Source organism: Vibrio sp. RM-69-4 (assembly GCF_024743775.1).
GTDB lineage: Bacteria > Pseudomonadota > Gammaproteobacteria > Enterobacterales > Vibrionaceae > Vibrio > Vibrio anguillarum.
This window is the reverse complement of sequence record NZ_JAMQXI010000070.1, coordinates 19828-42063: the sequence shown is the minus strand read 5'-3', so window position 1 is coordinate 42063 and position 22236 is coordinate 19828. Positions and strand designations below refer to the sequence as shown.

15 protein-coding genes are annotated in these 22236 nt (G+C 47.0%); 13 read left to right on the top strand and 2 right to left on the bottom strand.

Annotated features, from left to right (window positions below):
* Positions 1 to 10: 10 nt before the first annotated feature.
* From aspA to NB504_RS10565, 11 genes are all read left to right on the top strand, one after another.
* Positions 11 to 1465 (top strand): aspartate ammonia-lyase, encoded by a 1455-nt coding sequence (gene aspA / locus NB504_RS10615; RefSeq protein ID WP_017042195.1) that lies wholly within the window; start codon positions 11 to 13, stop codon positions 1463 to 1465.
* A 148-nt stretch (positions 1466 to 1613) separates the two neighbouring features.
* Entirely contained in the window at positions 1614 to 2927 is a 1314-nt protein-coding gene (locus tag NB504_RS10610) for an anaerobic C4-dicarboxylate transporter family protein (RefSeq protein ID WP_017042196.1), read from the top strand.
* 515 nt (positions 2928 to 3442) lie between these two features.
* A complete protein-coding gene (locus NB504_RS10605) occupies positions 3443 to 4888 on the top strand; it encodes a YfcC family protein (protein ID WP_258428862.1) in 1446 nt (481 codons plus the stop codon).
* Positions 4889 to 5732: 844 nt separating this feature from the next.
* The gene (gene arcA / locus NB504_RS10600) at positions 5733 to 6956 is read left to right on the top strand and encodes an arginine deiminase (RefSeq protein ID WP_017046788.1); all 1224 of its coding nucleotides are present in this window, start codon (positions 5733 to 5735) and stop codon (positions 6954 to 6956) included.
* Between the two features lie 73 nt (positions 6957 to 7029).
* Positions 7030 to 7941, top strand: a complete 912-nt coding sequence (arcC, locus tag NB504_RS10595) for a carbamate kinase (protein ID WP_013855827.1) — start codon at positions 7030 to 7032, stop codon at positions 7939 to 7941.
* A gap of 115 nt (positions 7942 to 8056) precedes the next feature.
* Complete coding sequence (locus NB504_RS10590) at positions 8057 to 9067, top strand: ornithine carbamoyltransferase (RefSeq protein WP_013855826.1); 1011 nt, start codon at positions 8057 to 8059, stop codon at positions 9065 to 9067.
* A 399-nt stretch (positions 9068 to 9466) separates the two neighbouring features.
* Positions 9467 to 10396, top strand: coding sequence for an aspartate carbamoyltransferase (gene pyrB, locus NB504_RS10585; protein ID WP_017042200.1), 930 nt, complete (start codon positions 9467 to 9469; stop codon positions 10394 to 10396).
* A gap of 15 nt (positions 10397 to 10411) precedes the next feature.
* The gene (gene pyrI / locus NB504_RS10580) at positions 10412 to 10876 is read left to right on the top strand and encodes an aspartate carbamoyltransferase regulatory subunit (RefSeq protein ID WP_017042201.1); all 465 of its coding nucleotides are present in this window, start codon (positions 10412 to 10414) and stop codon (positions 10874 to 10876) included.
* Positions 10877 to 11283: 407 nt separating this feature from the next.
* The gene (locus tag NB504_RS10575) at positions 11284 to 11742 is read left to right on the top strand and encodes an arginine repressor (RefSeq protein WP_088718009.1); all 459 of its coding nucleotides are present in this window, start codon (positions 11284 to 11286) and stop codon (positions 11740 to 11742) included.
* Positions 11743 to 11902: 160 nt separating this feature from the next.
* On the top strand, positions 11903 to 13705 hold the full coding sequence (locus tag NB504_RS10570) for a protein-disulfide reductase DsbD (protein ID WP_258428860.1): 1803 nt from the start codon (positions 11903 to 11905) through the stop codon (positions 13703 to 13705).
* Positions 13706 to 13946: 241 nt separating this feature from the next.
* The gene (locus NB504_RS10565; protein WP_013855820.1) at positions 13947 to 14576 is read left to right on the top strand and encodes a response regulator transcription factor; all 630 of its coding nucleotides are present in this window, start codon (positions 13947 to 13949) and stop codon (positions 14574 to 14576) included.
* Positions 14577 to 14580: 4 nt separating this feature from the next.
* On the opposite strand, the gene NB504_RS10560 is transcribed toward NB504_RS10565, so the two are convergent.
* Positions 14581 to 16326, bottom strand: a complete 1746-nt coding sequence (locus NB504_RS10560; RefSeq protein WP_013855819.1) for a potassium/proton antiporter — start codon at positions 16324 to 16326, stop codon at positions 14581 to 14583.
* Between the two features lie 387 nt (positions 16327 to 16713).
* Between NB504_RS10560 and NB504_RS10555 the strand changes: the two genes are divergently transcribed.
* Complete coding sequence (locus NB504_RS10555) at positions 16714 to 16980, top strand: DUF4212 domain-containing protein (RefSeq protein WP_013855818.1); 267 nt, start codon at positions 16714 to 16716, stop codon at positions 16978 to 16980.
* A 12-nt stretch (positions 16981 to 16992) separates the two neighbouring features.
* Positions 16993 to 18696 carry a sodium:solute symporter family protein gene (locus NB504_RS10550; RefSeq protein WP_013855817.1) on the top strand — a complete coding sequence of 568 codons (1704 nt, stop codon included), beginning with the start codon at positions 16993 to 16995 and terminating at the stop codon, positions 18694 to 18696.
* A 97-nt stretch (positions 18697 to 18793) separates the two neighbouring features.
* Here the strand turns inward: NB504_RS10550 and NB504_RS10545 are convergent, their stop codons facing one another.
* A complete protein-coding gene (locus tag NB504_RS10545) occupies positions 18794 to 22228 on the bottom strand; it encodes a PAS-domain containing protein (protein WP_258428859.1) in 3435 nt (1144 codons plus the stop codon).
* Between the last annotated feature and the right edge of the window lie 8 nt (positions 22229 to 22236).

Genomic DNA, 22236 nt, shown 5'->3' with positions numbered 1-22236 from the left:
GGATCCTGTTATGGCTACCCTATCAGAAACGACAGCTGCTACAGCTAACTCGGCCACTCGTATCGAAGAAGATCTATTAGGTCAACGTCACGTTCCTGCTGACGCGTATTATGGCATTCATACGCTGCGCGCTATCGAAAACTTTAATATTTCAAAATCAACCATTTCTGATGTGCCTGAATTTGTACGCGGTATGGTGATGACCAAAAAAGCCGCCACGCTAGCCAACAAAGAGCTCGGCGTCATTCCAAGCCAAGTGGCTAATTACATCCTCCAAGCGTGTGACTTGATCCTAGAAACAGGTAAGTGCATGGATCAATTTCCGTCAGACGTATACCAAGGCGGCGCCGGTACTTCTGTCAATATGAACACCAACGAAGTGATCGCAAACCTTGCTCTGGAATTGATGGGTAAAGAAAAGGGTCAATACGAGTTCATCAACCCCAATGACCACGTTAATAAAAGCCAATCAACCAACTGTGCTTACCCTACTGGTTTCCGCATTGCGGTATACAACAGCATCCTGAAACTGATTGATTCTATTGCCTATCTAAAAGGTGCGTTTGAGCTAAAAAGCCAAGAGTTCTCTGGCATTTTGAAAATGGGTCGTACTCAATTGCAAGACGCCGTACCGATGACCGTAGGTCAAGAGTTCCGCGCTTGGGCGGTCACCATTAATGAAGAGATCCGCAACCTAGAGTACACCTCTAAACTGCTGCTTGAGATCAACCTTGGCGCAACAGCGATCGGTACTGGCCTGAATGCGGCGCCGGGATATCAAGCGGCGGCAGTGAAACACCTTGCTGCGGTGACTGGCTTAGCTGTGGTACCAGCGGAAGATTTAATTGAAGCAACCTCTGACTGCGGTGCTTATGTTATGGCGCACGGCGCGCTAAAACGCCTTGCTGTGAAACTCTCTAAAATCTGTAATGACTTACGTCTTCTTTCATCTGGCCCTCGCGCGGGTCTAAACGAGTTGAACCTACCTGAACTGCAAGCTGGGTCTTCCATCATGCCTGCAAAAGTAAACCCTGTGGTGCCTGAAGTGGTCAACCAAGTGTGCTTTAAAGTACTTGGTAACGACAACACTATTTCCTTTGCCGCAGAAGGTGGCCAATTACAACTAAACGTGATGGAACCTGTGATTGCACAAAGCATGTTTGAGTCAATTGAAATTCTTTCAAACGCCTGCATAAACCTTCGTGACAAGTGTGTTGACGGCATCACTGTCAATAAAGAAGTGTGTGAAGCTTACGTATTCAACTCTATCGGTATCGTGACTTACCTTAACCCATATATTGGCCACCATGAAGGTGACATCGTGGGTAAAATTTGTGCGGAAACGGGTAAGAGCGTACGTGAAGTGGTGCTTGAGCGAGGCTTACTCACCGCCGAAGAGCTCGATGACATCTTGTCCGTCGAAAACTTTATGCGCCCTCAGTACAAAGCGAAACGCTACGAATAATCAAAAAAGGCTCTGATTCAGAGCCTTTTTACTTTCTACAAGTTATTAAGTGAGAAAAAATTGCGTTACATCATGGCGCAAAGCATACCGTTCAATATCGCTGAACCTGTAGAATGACCCTATTTTTCATTATCTTTAGGAGTATAAGATGTTCTTAATTGAGTTCCTTATCGTATTAGGATGTATCCTAATTGGTGCAAGGATTGGTGGTATTGGGCTTGGTGTGATGGGCGGTATTGGCCTTGCTGTACTGAGCTTTGGATTTGGCATGCAACCAACCAGCCCACCGATTGATGTGATGTTGATGATCATGGCCGTGGTTGCAGCAGCAGCCTCAATGCAAGCGGCTGGCGGTTTAGATTATTTGATCAAAATTGCCACTAACATTTTGCATAAAAACCCTCGCCACATCACTTTCATCGCCCCTTTGGTAACTTACTTTTTTACAATGATGGCTGGTACAGGTCACGTGGCCTATTCAGTACTGCCCGTTATTGCTGAAGTAAGCCGTCGCAGTGGTATTCGTCCAGAACGTCCTTTAGGTATGGCGGTGATCGCGTCACAATTTGCGATTGTAGCTAGCCCAATTGCGGCCGCCGTCGTGGCGTTAGTCGCCTTCTTAGAACCACAAGGCATCACGCTAACGGATGTGTTGATGATCACCATCCCAAGTACCATTCTTGGTTTGGCTTGCGCGTGCTTATTCGTCAATAAAATCGGTGTTGAGCTGAAAGACGACCCAGAATATCAGCGTCGCTTGCAAGACCCAGAATTCCGCGCAGAGATGGAACAAGAAGTATCGATTGCTGATATTCAAATCACGCCACAAGCGAAAAAATCGGTCGGGCTATTTTTGTTCGGTGCCATTGTGGTGGTGGTGATGGGTGCATTGCCTAGCTTGCGCCCACAATTTAACGGCTCAGCCATGGGGATGGCGCACACGATTGAAATCGTGATGCTGTCTATCGCGGCGCTGATCATTTTACTGTGCAAACCTGACGGCAACGCCATCAGCCAAGGTTCCGTATTCCATGCAGGTATGCGTGCCATCGTGGCGATCTTCGGTATCGCTTGGTTAGGTGACACCTTCATTGCTGGCCATGGTGCCATGGTCAAAGAAGCGGTCTCTGGCTTAGTGGAAGTCGCACCATGGACATTCGCGTTCGCGTTATTTGCTCTGTCGGTGATGGTCAATAGCCAAGGCGCAACAACAGCCGTGTTAGTCCCTGTTGCAATAACCTTGGGTTTGCCACCAGCCATTATTATTGCGGTTTTCGTTGCCGTTAACGGTTACTTCTTCATTCCAAACTACGGCCCTATCATCGCATCTATCGACTTTGACCGGACTGGTACCACTCGTATTGGTAAGTATATTTTCAACCACAGCTTTATGCTCCCAGGCTTGTTAAGCATGGTGTTTAGTATTGGTTTTGGTTTGTTGTTCTCCAATATTTTGATGTAATCTCTACTATTGTTATAAGGGAGCTTTGGCTCCCTTTTTATTTGTCACGTATAAAATATTGATACATATCAATAAAGCAATAAATAATTACTTCTCTTCACTCATTCAGCTTAATGAATAAAATTTCAATATATTTACCCTACAACGATTATCCGCCTATCTCCATGTCTTCGAATAAAAAGCGTAAGAATATAATTCCATTATTTACACTCAATTACCCTAAATTAAATTCCCTAAAAAAATGGTGTGTAACTCGGTACTATTGTTTTGTGAAGCAAGACAAAGTTACGCTTTAAAACTCACCTTAGAATTTATACAGATATCTGAGCAAGTGAGCATTTATGTTCACTTAATAATAATTAAAACTTTTCATTTAACGTATTTAATTGAAGTTCCAATAACTTTTTATTCTTTCACCCCTAGTAAATAATATTTTAATGGGATGGAAGACTGAAGAACATTAGCCGCTGAACACACTCAGAATCTCGTTGTTCTCTGAGTGTAAGGAGATCGCTATGACAACCCAAACTGTATCCACGGAACCTAAAGGTGGCTTCTTTGCTAACTTTAAGTTTCCTTCCGCTTACACCATCCTTTTCATTCTAATTGCTCTTGTGGCCCTTTTAACCTGGATTGTGCCTGCCGGTCAGTATCAGCGCACCATGAATGAAGAACTGGGCAAAGAAGTGCCTATTGCGGGAACTTATCAACACGCAGAAGGTAACCCACAAGGGGTGATCGATGTGTTGATGGCACCGATTGACGGCTTTTATGACCACAACAGCTACGAAGCTGCCGCGATTGACGTGTCTCTGTTCATTTTGGTCATTGGTGGCTTTTTGGGCCTAGTGACCAAAACAGGTGCGATTGATGCGGGCATTGAACGCGTAACAGCGCGGCTTGAAGGGCGTGAAGAGTTGATGATACCCATCCTGATGGCGCTGTTTGCCGCAGGCGGTACGATTTACGGTATGGCGGAAGAATCCTTACCTTTCTACACCTTACTCGTACCAGTGATGATGGCCGCTCGTTTTGACCCACTGGTTGCCGCCGCTACCGTACTGCTTGGCGCGGGTATCGGTACGCTGGGCTCCACTATCAACCCATTTGCCACCGTAATTGCGGCCAACGCAGCGGGCATTCCCTTTACTGATGGCATCATGTTGCGCTTAGCAATGTTAGCTGTCGGTTGGGTTATCTGTGTACTGTACGTGATGCGCTACGCGAAAATGGTGCAAGCGGATCAAAGTAAATCGATTGTGTACGATAAGTACGAAGAGAACAAAGCTCACTTCCTTGGCAACCAAAGTGGAGAGAAACTCGAATTCACCGCCACCCGCAAAGTTATTTTGACCATTTTCGCGGCCGCTTTTGGCGTGATGATTTATGGTGTATCTGTTGCTGGATGGTGGATGGCTGAGATCTCAGCGATGTTCTTGGGTACAACCATCATTATCGGTTTAATTGCTCGTATGAGTGAAGAGGAATTCACCACCAGCTTTATTGATGGTGCACGAGACCTATTAGGCGTAGCACTGATCATTGGTATCGCACGCGGCATTGTGGTGATCATGGACCGCGGGATGATCACCGACACTATTTTGTTCTCAGCCGAGCAAATGGTTACTGGCCTTTCATCCGTAATTTTTATTAACGTAATGTATTTACTGGAAATTCTTCTCTCTTTCCTTGTACCTTCATCTTCTGGCCTTGCGGTATTAACCATGCCAATCATGGCGCCATTGGCTGACTTTGCAGGCGTTGGTCGCGACCTTGTCGTCACGGCTTACCAATCAGCTTCAGGGATAGTCAACCTCATCACGCCAACCTCTGCGGTAGTAATGGGCGGCTTAGCAATTGCTCGTGTACCTTATGTTCGCTGGGTGAAATGGGTCGCACCACTGTTAGGCATATTGTGCGTATTCATTATGCTATCTCTCAGCCTAGGTGCGATGCTATAGCGCCAAACTGATGAACGATATGTCGTAGGTGAAAACCGCGTCACACCCTCTAAAAGCCGCATGATTGCGGCTTTTTTATTGGCGGGCCGACTTAGGCTCATTGGCTGTGCAGCTACTCAGTTCTAAACATGATACGGTTAGCCAAATCACGAAATGATGGGTTTCAACGTCGTTAGATAACCATTAGTTTTGATGGCTATTTTTTTATAGCAATCGGCTGGGATAAATAACCACTTTTGGTGACTAAATAAAACGCGGCCTATATTCCTTTATCACCAAATTCAGATCGCATGCTATTTCATCTCTCATTTTCCGTCCTCTATTACGCCAATTCAGACAAAACATCTACATTAGAAAGCCTGCGTGAGATCAAGTTTTATTAAGAAAGTTATGTTAACACAGCCCATTTCTTCGACTCATATTCAACTATATACCCTTTTCAAGTGCATATTCTTAACCCATTCGATGAATTATCGATGCGTTTTTGGTGCATAAAATTCCCAACCAAAATACCGATCCTATATGGAGTAGTGCTGCGTGAGATTTAAATTGAATGAACATCCATAAAAAAAGCAGTAATAAATATAACACTCACAATATAAACACTGCATAAACATTGTTAAAAAACTATTATTTTCGCCGAATTTCAATATAAATCATTCTGTGATGGACCTCTAAGAACATATACAGACCAAGGGTAATATTAATTGCAGAACAAAGAAGTGAATAAATAAATTCATACTGAATTCCCTACAGAAATAATTATGTATTTATCCAGAACAAGTTGAATTTAATGTCAAAAATATAACGGCATAAATGCATATAAATTAAGAGAGATACTATTATGAGTAAGTTATATGTTGGTTCTGAAATTGGTCAATTACGTCGAGTTCTTGTTCACCGCCCAAGACGCTCACTCACTCACTTAACACCATCCAACTGTCACGACCTTTTGTTTGATGATGTATTGGCCGTAGAACGTGCGGGGAAAGAGCATGATGCGTTCACACAAACGCTACGTGACCAAGGTGTTGAAGTTTTACTGCTGACCGATCTATTAGCCGACACGCTAGCGGTTCCCGTCGCAAAAGAGTGGCTCCTTACTCAACAAGTATCGGATTACCGCCTTGGCAAAACATTTGCGAATGACGTGCGCTGCTACCTCAGCGATCTGCCAAACCTTGAATTGGCAAAAATCCTGACAGGTGGTTTGTCTTACGCTGAAATGCCAATGAAATCCTCTTCAATGATGCAAGGCTTGCATGCACCAACCGATTTCATCATTGAACCACTACCAAACCATCTATTTACTCGCGATACGTCTTGCTGGGTATACGGTGGCGTGTCAATCAACCCGATGGCAAAACCTGCACGTCAACGTGAAACCAACCATGTGCGTGCGATTTACCGCTGGCATCCAAGCTTTGCGGGCCAAGACTTCATTAAATACTTCGGTGATGACGAGAGCATTAATTACGATAATTCAACCATTGAAGGTGGCGACGTTCTTGTGATTGGCAAAGGTGCAGTACTGATTGGTATGTCTGAGCGCACCACAGCGCAAGGTGTTGAACACTTAGCTGCGGGCCTATTTAAACATGGCCAAGCGAAGCAAATCATTGCGATGGAACTACCAAAACACCGCTCTTGCATGCACTTAGATACCGTCATGACACACATGCGTGAAGACACCTTCTCTGTTTACCCAGAAGTGGTACGCAAAGATGTGAAATGCTGGAGCCTCACAGGCGATGAGTCTGGTGCAGTGAACGTCAAAGAAGAAGGTTACTTCGTGACCGCCATCGAAAAAGCACTTGGCGTTGACAAGCTCAACCTAATCACAACGGGCGGTGACAACTTCAACGCAGAACGTGAACAGTGGAACGATGCAAACAATGTCCTAACCGTCAAACCTGGGGTCGTGATTGGCTATGAAGGCAACACCTATACCAATGAAAAATACGACAAAGCAGGCATCACTGTTCTGTCTATTCCTGGTGACGAATTGGGCCGTGGCCGTGGCGGTGCACGCTGCATGAGCTGCCCAATTGAGCGTGACGGTATCTAGCCCTTAGGCTAATCAAATGGGTTGAGGCAAATTTCCTCTGCACGCCTCAACCCACCTTAGAAGAGATAGAATTATGAGCAAACAAACTGTTGTTGTTGCATTAGGTGGAAACGCGCTACTTCGTCGTGGTCAGCCATTAGAAGCAGATGTTCAACGTCGCAACATTGAAATTGCAGTCAAAACCATTTCCGAAATAGCCAAACACTATAACGTGGTGCTGGTGCATGGCAATGGCCCTCAAGTTGGCCTGCTGGCACTACAAGGTCTCGAATACAAAAAAGTAGCGCCGTACCCACTCGACGTATTGGGCAGTGAAACTCAAGGGATGATTGGCTACATGTTGATGCAAGAGTTCAAAAACATGCTGCCTGAACGCAACATTTCGTGCATGTTGACCCAAATGATGGTCGACCCGAAAGACCCTGCATTTGCCAACCCAACTAAACCGATTGGCCCAGTTTATCAAGAAGCAGAAGCGCGTGAATTGGCTGAGAAATACCACTGGACAGTCAAGCCCGACGGCCAATACTTCCGCCGTGTGGTTCCGAGCCCTCAACCGATAGGCATCGTCGAACATGATGCGATTTCCCAGCTTATCAGTGCCGGTCATTTAGTGATTTGCACCGGTGGTGGCGGTATTCCAGTCAAACGTGAAAACGGCAAATTAGTCGGTGTAGAAGCAGTGATCGACAAAGACATGTCTGCTGCCTTTCTTGCCAAACAATTGAACGCCGACGCGCTGCTGATTTTGACCGATGCTGACGCCGTTTACCTTGATTGGGGTAAACCAACCCAACATGCGCTGCGCAGCACAACGCCAAGCGAGCTTGCCAACTATCAATTTGATGCTGGTTCTATGGGGCCAAAAATTGAAGCCTCGTGCGAATTCATTCAACAAGGCGGGAAAGTCGTTGGGATCGGCGCGTTAGAAGATGGCCTACGCATCTTAGAAGGCACAGCAGGTACCAACATTACGCGTGATTAACACATTGTTTTTAAAATCTATTTTACAAACCGAATCTGTTTTTAACTTTAAACAAATAGTAACGCTTTCTTCCACCCTCTCATCAGAAGCAAGCGTTGCAAATGAGGAAAAGATCATGGCTTTTAACTTACGCAATCGTAACTTTCTAAAACTTCTTGATTTCACTCCACGCGAAATCCAGCACCTATTGGATCTATCCCTTGAGCTGAAAAAAGCCAAATACAACGGTTATGAGCAGCCTCGTCTCAAAGGCAAAAACATTGCACTTATCTTTGAAAAAACCTCAACTCGCACTCGCTGTGCATTCGAAGTAGCAGCGTTTGACCAAGGTGCTCAAGTCTCCTACTTAGGCCCATCAGGTTCACAAATTGGCCACAAAGAGTCGATGAAAGATACCGCGCGCGTCTTAGGCCGTATGTATGACGGCATCGAATATCGCGGCTTTGGTCAAGAGATCGTTGAAGAGCTTGGTGCCTACGCTGGCGTACCAGTATGGAACGGCTTAACCGACGAATTCCACCCAACACAAATTCTGGCTGATTTCCTTACCATGATCGAACATGGCCGTGGCAAACGCCTCCATGAAATGAAATTTGCCTACCTCGGTGATGCACGCAACAACATGGGTAACTCCTTGATGGTGGGCGCTGCGAAAATGGGCATGGACATTCGCCTTGTTGCACCAAAAGCGTTCTGGCCAACCGAAGAATTAGTCGCGGAATGTCGCACTATTGCAAAGCAAACAGGCGCGAAAATTACGCTCACAGATGATGTTCAAGAAGGCGTTCAAGGTTGTGATTTCCTTTACACCGATGTTTGGGTATCGATGGGCGAAGCGAAAGAAGCATGGGCAGAGCGCATTGAATTGATGCTGCCTTACCAAGTGAACATGGCAATGCTAAAAGCTACTGGTAACCCACATGTGAAATTCATGCACTGCTTGCCTGCTTTCCACGGCGAAGATACCACCGTTGGCAAAGAGCTTGCGAAAAACTACCCAGTGCTTGCCAAAGGCGTTGAAGTGACCGATGAAGTGATTGAATCTGAGCATTCCATCGTGTTCGATGAAGCTGAAAACCGCATGCACACCATCAAAGCCGTGATGGTGGCCACCTTAGGTAACTAATAGTAGATAATAAATCGATGCGAGCTTGAATAAAGCTCGCATTTTTTTCAGTCAATAACACTCACAAATCGCGCTTATGCTTTAGCTGTAAACGCGTAGTAAATAACATCGAAATCAAGCTAATTTCGCATAAAAATCCATTTTCTGGATATTTTCCAAAGAGTATTGCCAGCGTGTTTTTTGTCCGTATAATCCTTCGCAATTTGTCTAAACGGAGCAGAAAATGAACCGCAGCACTCCCCATCAACGCCATCCATTACACCCGGCGCCGGTCGAGTTAGCTGTTTTGTTTTTCTGTTCTGAACGTTATTGAAGCCTCCTATTTTAGGGGGCTTTTTTTTAAGCAAAATTTCGCAAAGGCTAGTAGCCAAAGCGAACCATACAGAGGGAAGACACGTTATGGCGCATTCGTTATTTAACAAGCACATCATTTCCATTCCAGAACTGAGCCGCGCGGAACTGGAGCTGATTGTTGAAACTGCAACAAGGCTTAAAGCGGAACCAAACCCTGAACTTCTCAAAAATAAAGTAGTAGCAAGCTGCTTCTTTGAACCTTCTACACGTACCCGTTTGTCGTTTGAAACGGCAGTGCAGCGCCTAGGCGGCACAGTGATTGGTTTTGATAATGGCGGCAATACGTCACTTGCTAAGAAAGGGGAAACCTTAGCTGATTCGGTGCAAGTTATTTCCTCTTATGTCGATGCATTTGTTATGCGCCACCCACAAGAAGGCGCTGCACGTTTAGCCTCTGAGTTTTCCAACGGCGTCCCCGTAGTCAACGGTGGTGATGGAGCTAACCAACATCCAACCCAAACCTTGCTCGATCTGTTTTCCATTTATGAAACGCAAGGCAGGCTCGATAACCTTAACGTCGCGTTCGTCGGCGACTTAAAATATGGCCGCACCGTCCATTCGCTCACCCAAGCCTTATCGAAATTCAACAATGTACGTTTCTTTTTTATCGCCCCAGAAGTGCTGGCGATGCCGGATTACATCTGCGAAGAGCTCTCAGAGGCTGGCATTGCGTTTAGTTTGCACGCCAGCATTGAAGAGGTCGTGCCTGAACTGGATGTGCTGTACATGACGCGCGTACAAAAAGAGCGCTTTGATGCATCCGAATACGCGCACATGAAATCGGCTTACATCTTAACCGCAGAAACATTAAAAGAAGCGCGCCACAATTTAAAAGTGCTGCACCCACTGCCTCGGGTCGATGAAATCACCACCGATGTCGATAAAACACCTTACGCCTACTATTTCCAACAAGCCGAAAACGGCGTTTATGCGCGTGAAGCTTTATTAGCCCTTGTTCTTAACCCAACCTTATAAGTAGGAGATAACATCATGGTAAAAGAGACCCAATTGCAAGTTGAAGCGATTCGTAACGGTAGCGTGATTGACCATATCCCTGCCAACCTTGGGATCAAAATTCTCTCTTTGTTTAAGTTAAATGAAACCAATCAACGTGTGACGATTGGCCTAAACCTACCCTCTTCTGCGTTAGGTAATAAAGATCTGATTAAAATAGAAAACCTTTATCTCACCAAAGAGCAAGCGAACCAATTAGCACTGTATGCCCCGAAAGCCACCGTCAATCAAATTGAAGAGTATAAAGTGGTCAACAAACTGACCCTCACTTTGCCAGAACGAATTGACAGCGTATTTCGTTGCCCAAACAGCAACTGCATCTCTCATGGCGAGCCTGTCGAGAGCCGCTTTAAAGTGCAACTCAAACAAGAGAATGTGCATCTCAAATGCCACTATTGTGAGAAAGTATTCTCGCGCGAAATAATGACTGAACGTTGCTAAAACAGCACTAAGCGCGCATCCATCGCGTTTACAGCCCTGCCAGCCTCCAGCGTCCTAACTCGGCGCTGGACAACTTACGAATCTTGAATATTTCCGTGCATATTATTCCATCAAATCAACATAAAACGCCAAAAATCAATCGGTAATCTAGTTTATTATTTGGTGATCCCCCGCAAAAAGCGACACATTGATTAATGTTAAGCTACAGGCATCAATAATAATCCCCCACCACTTATAGAGGGGAAAAGAGCAATGCTCAACCGTTGCGCCATTGGCGTTAAACATAACGTGAACTCACACTCTATGGCTTTGGGAGTGTGCTGGCATGGTAAGGATCACCGATACCCCAGACGCAGTAGCGTGTATAAAAGGAACCGCCCGTGAACAGAAAAATCCCCCACGGCGCAATGCAAACCGATGACAAAACGTTAGCTTCCGCTTGTAAAAAAATCCTACAACAACAAAGTTTTGCTAACCAAAATGAGCTACGACTCAGGCTAATAGAGCTCGGCTACGAAGGCATTAGCCAATCCACTGTGTCACGCTTGCTTTCCCAACTTGGTGTGGTGAAAGTGCAAAATGCGTGCGGGAAAAAAGTGTACTGCATTACGGTCGAAACCGCACCAGTGCGTGTTGAGTCATCTATCGCCTCACAAATTGAGTTTATCACTCACAATCAATCCACTGTGGTGGTGAAAACTCATCCTGGAAGTGCTCAATTGGTCGCGCGATTGGTTGATATTGATCCCCACACTGAGATTTTAGGAACGGTCGGTGGTAATGACACTGTGCTTATTATTCCCAAAGACATCAATAATATTGAAGCGTGTGAAGCGGTGGTGAAAACTCGCCTAGGTGTCGCTTAACCCCCATCGCCCAGCCAAGTGAGGTCCACAACCTCACTTGGCTTTTCTCGCTTCACTGCCTCATCAGCGACGATTTTTCCATCACAGTGAAACTTATTGCGCCGAAAAGCGGTCTGATTGGGTTAAGATGACACTCACCTAATGAAGACTCGATTTTTGTATGCGCCTACTCTTTTCCTTTGTACTGCTAGCTCTGCTGACACTTTCCCAACCTGCGTTGGCGGTCTTCGGCAATGACAATCCATTCAATAGTGGTAACAACCTCGGTTTGGCCTCAGCCGACAATCAATTTGTCCCAGTTGACCAAGCGTTTCCTTTTCATGCCGAGCAGCAAGGTAAGCAGATCTTCTTAGATTGGCAGGTCAAGCAGGGCTATTACCTCTACCAAGATCGGATCAGTATCAGCGCCGAAAATGCACAGCTTGGTGAAATCGAGATGCTCGATGGTCAGCCATATCACGATGAATTTTTTGGTGATGTGAAGATTTATACTGAGCCACTGTTTGTCGACGTACCGCTCCTCAGTGCAGCAGCGAACGCCAAATTAATTATCCAGTACCAAGGGTGTGCAAAAGCGGGCTTTTGCTATCCACCAGAAACGCGAATTATCGACCTTCAAGCTGTGGCAAGCGATACTCGCTCTGACAACAACACGGCGGCCAATATGGCGAAAAGCGAAACAGATTCGCCAAAAGCGCCCGTGGCTGAACAAGACGGGCTAGCAAGCCGCCTCGCCGATTCTTGGTGGACACCGCTGCTCTTTTTAGCACTTGGCGTTGGCCTCGCCTTTACCCCTTGCGTACTCCCGATGTACCCGATCCTCACCAGTATCGTGCTTGGTCGTGGTCAACTTTCACAACAGCGCGCGTTGATTTTATCGTTTATTTACGTGCAAGGTATGGCGCTCACTTATACCGTACTTGGCCTAGTCGTCGCTTCGGCTGGGTTACAATTTCAAGCCGCGATGCAGCACCCTTATGTACTGATTGGCCTCAGTACCCTATTTGTGCTACTCGCCCTGTCGATGTTTGGCGTTTATACCTTGCAACTGCCAAGCAAAGTGCAGACGTGGCTAAACAGCCTGAGTAATAAGCAGCAAGGCGGGAACAGTCTTGGCGTGTTTGCCATGGGCGCGATTTCCGGTTTGGTTTGCTCACCGTGCACCACCGCGCCTCTTTCTGGCGCGCTGCTGTATGTCGCGCAAAGTGGCGACCTATTCACAGGGGCGATTGCACTGTATGCCTTAGCTATGGGCATGGGGATTCCTCTGATTTTGGTCGCCGTATTTGGTAACAAACTACTCCCTAAAGCCGGTGGCTGGATGGAGAGAGTCAAAACACTATTTGGCTTTATTTTACTGGCTGCGCCGATCTTCTTACTTGAACGCTTATTACCACCAGTGTGGTCAACGGCGCTCTGGTCCGCGCTTGGGATCGCCGCGTTTGGTTGGCTCTATCATTGTAAAAACAGCTTGCCGTTTGGTGGCTGGAAACAGAGCATGGTTGGCATTATTGCGGTATTGGGTCTGTTTGCTTCAGCGCAACCTGCGTTGGATGTGTGGTTTAAGCCAGAACAAACCAACCTAGCAAGCCGTAGCCATGTCGAGTTCATTCGGGTGAATAATATTGCCGAGCTCAACTTGCAGTTGAGCCAAGCCAAATTAGCAGGTAAACCCGTCATGCTCGATTTCTACGCCGACTGGTGCGTGGCGTGTAAAGAGTTTGAAAAATACACTTTCCATCAGCAAGAGGTCGCGCAGAAACTGCAAAACTTTGTGCTATTGCAAGCGGACGTCACCAAAAATCAGCCACAAGATATTGAGCTGCTCAAGGCGATGAACGTGCTAGGGTTACCGACGATTGAGTTTTGGAATGCGCAAGGTGAACGCGTTTCAAACGCACGTATCAGCGGTTTTATGCCAGCCGATCGCTTTTTAGCGCACCTCTCCGCCCACCAGCTTTAAGGTTTACCGATTATTGCCGCCTGTTTGAGCAAGCCATTGCAACAGTCGGCAATAATGGCGCGTGAACGCCATCACTTCTTCTCGAACCGCTTGGCATGCACCACTCTCAGATCAGGCTCAGTCACTACTAAGTATCAGACAAAAAGTGGATACAGTTCAGACTTTTAGCGTATAAAGATTGTTCAGCGAGAGATCGCGGTCAATAATCGATTTAACGACATTGCTAAAAGTGTAAAACGTCATGGATTCGACCTACACCATCATCATTGCTGACGACCACCCTCTGTTTCGCAATGCGCTATTTCAATCAGTGCATATGGCGATAAGCGGTGCCAATTTATTGGAAGCGGATTCGCTAGACGCCCTGTTAGCCTTATTAACCAAACAGAGCGATGTGGATTTGCTGCTGTTGGATCTCAAAATGCCAGGCGCAAATGGGATGTCAGGGCTCATTCACTTGCGAGCCGAATACCCTGATTTACCGATTGTGGTGATTTCAGCCAGTGAAGAACCTTCGGTGGTGGCTCAAGTAAAAAGCCACGGTGCCTTTGGTTTTATTCCTAAATCGAGTGACATGCGCGCGCTGATCTCGGCGCTCAATCAAGTCCTAGCCGGTGACCCATTTTTCCCTGAAGGGCTAATTGCCAATCACGCCGCATGCAATGATTTAACCAAGAAAATTGCCGCCTTAACCCCGCAACAATACAAAGTATTAGGCATGCTCTCTGATGGGCTACTCAACAAACAAATCGCCTATGAGCTTAATGTTTCTGAGGCAACCATCAAAGCGCACATGACGGCTATTTTCCGTAAACTTGGGGTTAAAAACCGCACTCAAGCAGTAATTTTACTCAATGAGTTGGGCGAGTAGTCGGCTACTCGCTCGCTTCATCTAACGTCTCTTCTAAAGGTAATCGCAAACCAACTTTGGTTGCTTGCCAATCGGCCACGTCCGCCACCACCAGATACAGACCTTGCCATTCAAAATGGTCACCCAGTACTTGTGTGGCTCCGAGCTCTTGGATCAGTAAATCGTTGAGCGTCATCTCTTGATTGAGGTGCTCAATCGTCAAACCATAATAAGCAGCAACGTCAACGAGTTTTGCATCCACATCCAAAAAGAAGTCACCAAAGAAGCGCTCTAACGAGGCTTTTTCTGGCGCTTCACTGAATAGGTTGCTCAGTGATTCGAGATCTTTCTCCTGTGCTAACACGCACAAGACATCGCCCTCTTGCAACTTGGTGCTGCCCGATGGGTGAAGCAGTTGCTCGTCACGAAACACAGCGGTAATACGTGTTCCTTCAGGCATAGAGAGATTGCGTAATGGCTCACCAATACACCATTTATCTTGCTTGAGTTTATAGACCAACATTTCCCATTCGCTGCACGGGTATATCTCAACACCGGTACGTGAAATTGGCTCAGGTTTGGGCGGTAGTTCAACGCGAGCCAAAGCGGCCGCTTTCATCAAGGTTCCCCCTTGTACCACTAGCGACACCATCACCACGAAGAAGGCTAAGTTGAAATAGAGCTGCGCATTCGGTAAACCGGCCATCATTGGGAAAACCGCTAAAATAATGGGTACAGCGCCGCGCAGTCCAACCCAAGAGATAAACCACTTTTCACGCGCAGTAAATGCTTTGAATGGCAATAAACCAATCCATACAGAAATGGGGCGCGCAAACAAAATCATACCAAAGGCGAGCGCAAAGCCCGGCACCGCAATGGTCAGCAATTCTGAAGGTGTGACCAATAATCCAAGCACCAGGAACATGCCAATTTGGCTAAGCCACGTCATCCCATCCAGTACGTTCAAAATGGAATAGCGGCAACGAGTCGGTTTATTGCCCAGCAATAAACCCGTCAAGTAGATGGATAAAATACCACTGCCGCCGAGTGAATTGGACAGCGCAAAGATAATCAAACCGCCACTGATGGCCAAAATGGAGTAGAGCCCTTCTGGAAGTTGATTGCTATTAATCAGCTTCCAGAGCAGCCAACCTCCGGCTAATCCAAATAAAGCCCCGAGGCCAAATTGCTGGATAAAACTCAGCAGCAAGAATCCTGCGCTGAGATCATCGCCTTGGCTACCCAGAACCGCAATTAATGTCACGGTTAAAAACACCGCCATTGGATCGTTAGTGCCCGATTCAATCTCTAACGTTGAACCGACGCGCTCATTCAAGCTTCTCCCTTTAAGCAGGGAAAAAACCGCCGCCGCATCGGTTGAACCAACAATCGCTCCCACCAAAATACCTTGCAGCAATTCCAAATTAAACAGCCACGCCGCCATCAAGCCGGTGAGAATGGTGGTGATCGCCACCCCAAACGTCGCTAACGAAACTGACGGCCAAAAGGCAATCCGAAAACTGGCAACACGGGTACGCATGCCGCCATCCAATAAGATGATGGCAAGCGCTAAGTTACTGACTAAATAAGCAATCGGATAATTATCAAATAAGATGCCACCGGGGCCATCCTCCCCAGCCAACATACCCACCAATAAAAAAACGAGCAGAATAGGAATTCCTAACTTAGAAGAGACTGGACTTAACAACACACTTAATGCAATCAGCAAAGCACCTACGAGAAAAAAACCATTGATAGCGATTGCATCCATATTCCTTCCTTATTGATTTAATTATTATTGATTGAATAACCAACATAAATTCGCGTTCCATTGTGCCTTAGTTTAATCCGTTTTTAAGACAACTTTATGTAAACATTGATCGTTTTTATCGCGGCATGAATAACCAACCACATAAAAAATCGTTAACTCGCCATGAGCGATTTTCCAATCAAGAGCTTATGATCTTATACTTTTGGCTAATTTAACATTTATTCAACATAAGAAAGACCTTCTAAATTGAGGCATTTCATTTAGTTACAATGAATTGGAAAAAACAACCTCCCGACTAAAGTTGCACAGACCCACCACCCTTTCACTGCTATCTTAATTTCGTAACATTAAATTAACACTACGATATGAAAACCGAAGGAGAAGGTCATGGCGTTCCAATCAACCGAACATGCTCAAGCCTACTGGAAGGAAAACTTGGGAATTATGGGCTCACTGCTGGCAGTGTGGTTCTTGGTATCATATGGTGCAGGCGTTCTTTTCGTCGACGCACTGAATACGATTCATTTAGGCGGGTTCAAACTAGGGTTCTGGTTCGCACAACAAGGGTCCATCTATACCTTTGTCGCCTTGATCTTTATTTACGTTGTGCGCATGAATGCGCTCGACAAGAAATACAACGTGCAGGAAGACTAAGAGGTTTACGAAATGGATATTCAAACTTGGACGTTTATTCTGGTCGGTATTACGTTTGCACTCTATATCGGCATTGCCATTTGGGCCCGTGCAGGATCGACCAGTGAATTCTATGTTGCTGGCGGTGGTGTTCACCCTGTTGCCAACGGCATGGCAACCGCAGCGGACTGGATGTCAGCCGCTTCATTTATCTCAATGGCGGGTATCATCTCGTTCATTGGCTATGATGGTACCGTGTACTTGATGGGCTGGACAGGCGGCTATGTGTTATTGGCACTTTGCCTTGCACCTTACTTGCGTAAATTTGGCCAGTTCACCGTGCCAGATTTTATCGGTGAGCGATACTACTCAAAAACCGCGCGCATGGTGGCGGTATTTTGCGCCATCTTTATCTCGTTTACTTATGTTGCGGGGCAAATGCGCGGCGTCGGCGTGGTATTCTCTCGTTTCCTCGAAGTGGATATTAACGTTGGTATCGTCATCGGTATGGGGATCGTGTTCTTCTATGCGGTACTCGGTGGCATGAAAGGCATCACTTATACGCAAGTTGCACAGTTCTGCGTGCTCATTTTCGCCTTCCTTGTTCCCGCCATTTTCACCTCGATCATGATGACAGGTAACCCTCTGCCACAAATTGGTATGGGCTCAACCATTACCGGTACCGATGTTTACCTACTCGATAAACTCGATGGCTTAACTCAAGAGCTCGGCTTCACCGCTTATACCGAAGGCAACAAGAGCACGGTTGACGTGTTCTTTATCTGCGCAGCCTTGATGGTGGGTACTGCTGGTCTTCCTCACGTCATTATTCGCTTCTTCACTGTGCCTAAAGTGCGTGATGCGCGTATCTCAGCAGGTTGGGCATTGCTGTTCATCTCTTTGCTATACACCACAGCGCCAGGTGTTGCCGCTTTTGCTCGCGTGAACATGATTGAGACCATTAATGGCCCAGACATGCAAGGCGTACCCGCAACAGACGCGCCTACTTGGTTTAAGAACTGGGAGAATACTGGCCTTGTAAGCTGGAAAGATAAGAACAACGACGGTCGTATGTTCTACTCTGGCGATGAGCGCAACGAGATGAACATTAACCGTGACATCATCGTATTGGCGTCTCCTGAACTGGCAAAACTGCCAAACTGGGTGGTTGGCTTGCTCGCAGCTGGGGGTTTAGCTGCTGCGCTTTCGACAGCTGCAGGTCTTTTATTGGTTATCTCGACGTCAATTTCTCACGACTTATTGAAGAAAGGCTTCAAACCAAACATGACCGATAAACAAGAGCTGTTAGCCGCACGCTTAGCCGCCATCATTGCGATTGTGGGTGCTGGTTACCTAGGCATTAACCCACCGGGTTTTGTGGCTCAGGTGGTAGCGTTTGCCTTCGGCTTGGCAGCCGCCTCCTTCTTCCCGGCCATTATTTTGGGCATCTTCTACAAGAAGATGAATAAAGAAGGCGCGATCGCGGGCATGGTCGCAGGGATTATCTTTACTGCAACCTACATCATCTACTTCAAATTCATTAACCCGGCAGCCAGCACGCCAGATAACTGGTTGTTTGGTATCAGCCCTGAAGGCATTGGTACGTTAGGTATGTGTTTGAACTTCGTGGTATCGATTGTGGTGAATAAATTTACCGCAGAAGTTCCAACCGAAGTGCAAGAAATGGTGGAGTCAATCCGCTTCCCGAAAGGCGCGGGGCAAGCTCACGACCATTAATCTTCACCTGCGAGCGTCATGCTCGATGTTCGCTCCGCAGTGAAGTGTGATAACAACCATAAAGCCGATGCCCACGCATCGGCTTTATGCTGCATGCTTAATTGACTCGATTTAACAACGCGCGCAGTTTGAGTGGTTTTATTGGTTTGGGAATAAAGCTAAAGCCATTGGATTTAATCGCATCCATCATCTCTTCAGTGCGATCAGCGCTGATGATGACCCCTTCAAAGCTATCTCCAAGCCGCAAGCGACACTGCTGCAACACTTCTAAACCAGTGCGACCATTATCTAAGCGGTAATCCGACAAAATAACATCAGGCAACCAATTGTTTTCTAATGCTTTCAGGCTTTGCAGTAAGTCCGCTGCTACTTTGACATCACACCCCCACCTTGCGAGCAGATCGTTCATGCCAGCTAAAATATCAGCTTCGTTGTCCACACACAGTACGCGCAGATGATTGAGATCAGATGGGATACCTTGTTCTATCGCCAGTGTCGGAGCCTGTTTGACAGCTTCAGCGCGCGTCAAAGAGAGCGAAAACACGCTGCCTTTTCCATGCCAAGAGCGCATCGAAATTTCATGACCCAGCACATATGCAATGCCTTTTGAAATCGCTAAACCGAGCCCCAAACCTTGGTCAGAACGGACTTGACTACCACGGTTAAACTCTTCGAAGATTTCTTGCTGCTTATCTTGCTCGATACCAATGCCATTATCCCAAACATCAATCCTGACCTGATCTCGCACTCGGCGTACACCCAGCACCACTTTACCTTTAGGGTTGTAGCGAAACGCGTTAGTGAGAAAGTTTTGTACCACGCGACGTAATAATTTAGGGTCAGACATCACATAGAGCGAGGATGGGATCACTTTAAAATCAATCCCTTGCTGCTTAGCTAAGGCGCTAAATTCAGCGTTAAGATTCGAAAATACATCATTAATAGCAAAGCTATGAGAATGCACATCGAGCTTACCGGACTCTAAACGTGAAATATCCAGCAAATCACCAATCAGATCTTCAGCCGCGCCCAGAGCACTCTCTATATAACCCGCCAACGTTTTCACTTCCGTCTCTTTAGCCACTTCCGAGAGCGAGGAAGCGAACAGGCGCGCAGCGTTCAACGGCTGCATTAAATCGTGGCTGACGGCGGCCAAAAAGCGCGATTTTGATTGCGATTCTTGGTCTGATTTTTGAGTTGCCGCCACCAAGCGTTTGTTGAGGGTTTCAAGCTCTAGGGTGCGTTGGTGCACGCGCTCTTCCAAGGTTTCATTGGCCTCTTTTAATGCCTGCTCCGCTTCGCGAAAAACGGTGATGTCGCTAAAGCTCATCACAAATCCGCCGCCCGGCATCGGGTTTCCTTGCACTTCAATAACTCGTCCATCAGGACGAATACGCGCCGAGGTGTGTCTGGTTCCTTGCTCAAGGTGATACACCCGCCGCCGCACGTGATCCTCTGGGTCACCAGGGCCGCATAATCCGTGTTGCGCGTTGTGCCGTATCACATCCGCAATCGGCCGCCCCACTTGAATCAGCCCAGCGGGAAACTCAAACAGTTCGAGATAGCGTTGATTCCACGCCACCAGCCGTAGCTTTTTATCGACCACGGTAATTCCTTGACCAATATGCTCAATGGCCCCTTGCAATAAGCCGCGACTAAAGTCGTACAGCTCGGATGCTTCATCAACAATGGTCGCCACTTCCTCAAGCTGCATGTTGCGTCCTTGCAGCGCGGAAGTGAGCACCAATTTGGCTGAAGAAGCACCAAACACCCCCGCCAGCACTCTTTCTGTATGACGGATTAAGGTAGATGGCGCTTGTTGGTTAGGTAGTAACGTCTCTCTCTGCTGGCTCCAATATTGTCGAAAGGCAGTGCGAACACGAGTGCGCCCCACAAAACGAGCGGCCAACATTTCAAGCTCAGCCACTGTCACGCGGCTTTGATACAAGCTGAGATTCTCACTCTCAGGCAGCGGCGTACCGACAAAAGAGGCCGATTGTAAACGCTCACTCAAACTCGGACGAGTCACCATAGAGACAACAACGTAGCAGAATGTGTTGAGTGCAACACTGAGCATCATGCCCCAATCTGAGTTTTTCAGCCCCATCTGCACCAACCAATCCGGCGGGGTGATCATCCATAACAGAACGTTAGTTTGTGCATCGCCCGCCAGCATGTCGGTTTGGCTCATTAAGGTTACTAGCCACACAGTAAAACCGACCGCCAATCCAACATAAACGCCTTTACGGTTGCCTTCACGCCAGTACATGCCACCAATCAATGAAGGGGCAAATTGGGTAATCGCCGCAAATGAGAGAAAACCGATCGCCGATAAAGAACCAATCGCATCCAACGCCTGATAAAAACCCCAAGCGCCAAGCAGTAGCAATAGAATCAACCCGCGACGGATGTTGAGCAACAACCCTGATAAATGACGGTAGTTGCGCTGAGTTAAACGCATGCGGCGCAGCAGAAGCGGCATCACCAAATCATTAGAAACCATGATAGCCAATGCGATGGTCGAGACAATCACCATGCCGCTGGCCGCTGATGTGCCACCTAAAAACGCCAGTAACGCTATCTGCTCGGCGCCCACCGACATAGGCACGCTGAGTACATAAGTATCGGCAGGGCTGCCGCTTAGCAAACTTTGCCCAACCCATGCAATAGGTAGAACAAATAACCCCATCAAAGTCAGGTAAAGAGGAAATAACCAGCGCGCCGTGTGTAGATCTTGCGCGCGTTCATTTTCTACCACCATGGTATGAAACTGACGCGGTAAGCAGATGATCGCCATCATGGTTAATACGGTGTGGATCAACAGCGTTGGCCAGTTGGGCGCTTGATACGTCTGCTGGGCAATCGCACTTAGATCAACCGTTTCACGGCTTGAAGCCAGATAAATGATGAAACCGCCCACGGTTAAAAAAGCGACCAATTTAACAATCGATTCAAACGCAATCGCCATCATCATACCGCGGTGGTGCTCGGTGTTATCAATATGCCGTGTACCAAACAGCATAGTAAATAGCGCTAAAGCCGCGACCACAAACCACGAGACGTGATAATTCTGATAACCAAATTGCGTAGCGAGGTTGGGGGCGACAATCTCAAGCCCCATAGTGATGCCGCGCAGTTGCAAGGCGATGTAAGGTAAAATGCCCACCACGGCAATCAAAGTTACGGTTACCGCTAATCCTTGCGATTTTCCGTAGCGAGCAGCAATAAAATCGGCGATGGAGGTAATATGTTCGCGCTTCGCAATCAAAATCAGCCGCGCCAACATACGCCAGCCAAGGGTAAACACTAAAATAGGCGCAATGTAGATAGGCAGAAATGACCAAGGGTTGCTAGCCGCTTGACCCACAGTGCCGTAAAAAGTCCAAGAGGTGCAATAGACCGCGATCGATAAGCTGTAGATCCACGGTCGCCATTTCGCCAGCCATTGGCTTTGCCTATCACCATACCAAGCGACGAGAAACAGCACGCCTAAGTAAGCGAGCGAAACGGGAACGACGATCCATCCTTGCATTTGATATC

What these genes read in the sequence shown, in the direction of transcription:
- aspA (WP_017042195.1), top strand. Translation starts at nt 11, where the DNA reads ATGGCTACCCTATCAGAAACGACAGCTGCTACAGCTAACTCGGCCACT.
- NB504_RS10610 (WP_017042196.1), top strand. Translation starts at nt 1,614, where the DNA reads ATGTTCTTAATTGAGTTCCTTATCGTATTAGGATGTATCCTAATTGGT.
- NB504_RS10605 (WP_258428862.1), top strand. Translation starts at nt 3,443, where the DNA reads ATGACAACCCAAACTGTATCCACGGAACCTAAAGGTGGCTTCTTTGCT.
- arcA (WP_017046788.1), top strand. Translation starts at nt 5,733, where the DNA reads ATGAGTAAGTTATATGTTGGTTCTGAAATTGGTCAATTACGTCGAGTT.
- arcC (WP_013855827.1), top strand. Translation starts at nt 7,030, where the DNA reads ATGAGCAAACAAACTGTTGTTGTTGCATTAGGTGGAAACGCGCTACTT.
- NB504_RS10590 (WP_013855826.1), top strand. Translation starts at nt 8,057, where the DNA reads ATGGCTTTTAACTTACGCAATCGTAACTTTCTAAAACTTCTTGATTTC.
- pyrB (WP_017042200.1), top strand. Translation starts at nt 9,467, where the DNA reads ATGGCGCATTCGTTATTTAACAAGCACATCATTTCCATTCCAGAACTG.
- pyrI (WP_017042201.1), top strand. Translation starts at nt 10,412, where the DNA reads ATGGTAAAAGAGACCCAATTGCAAGTTGAAGCGATTCGTAACGGTAGC.
- NB504_RS10575 (WP_088718009.1), top strand. Translation starts at nt 11,284, where the DNA reads ATGCAAACCGATGACAAAACGTTAGCTTCCGCTTGTAAAAAAATCCTA.
- NB504_RS10570 (WP_258428860.1), top strand. Translation starts at nt 11,903, where the DNA reads ATGCGCCTACTCTTTTCCTTTGTACTGCTAGCTCTGCTGACACTTTCC.
- NB504_RS10565 (WP_013855820.1), top strand. Translation starts at nt 13,947, where the DNA reads ATGGATTCGACCTACACCATCATCATTGCTGACGACCACCCTCTGTTT.
- NB504_RS10560 (WP_013855819.1), bottom strand. Translation starts at nt 16,326, where the DNA reads ATGGATGCAATCGCTATCAATGGTTTTTTTCTCGTAGGTGCTTTGCTG.
- NB504_RS10555 (WP_013855818.1), top strand. Translation starts at nt 16,714, where the DNA reads ATGGCGTTCCAATCAACCGAACATGCTCAAGCCTACTGGAAGGAAAAC.
- NB504_RS10550 (WP_013855817.1), top strand. Translation starts at nt 16,993, where the DNA reads ATGGATATTCAAACTTGGACGTTTATTCTGGTCGGTATTACGTTTGCA.
- NB504_RS10545 (WP_258428859.1), bottom strand. Translation starts at nt 22,228, where the DNA reads ATGCAAGGATGGATCGTCGTTCCCGTTTCGCTCGCTTACTTAGGCGTG.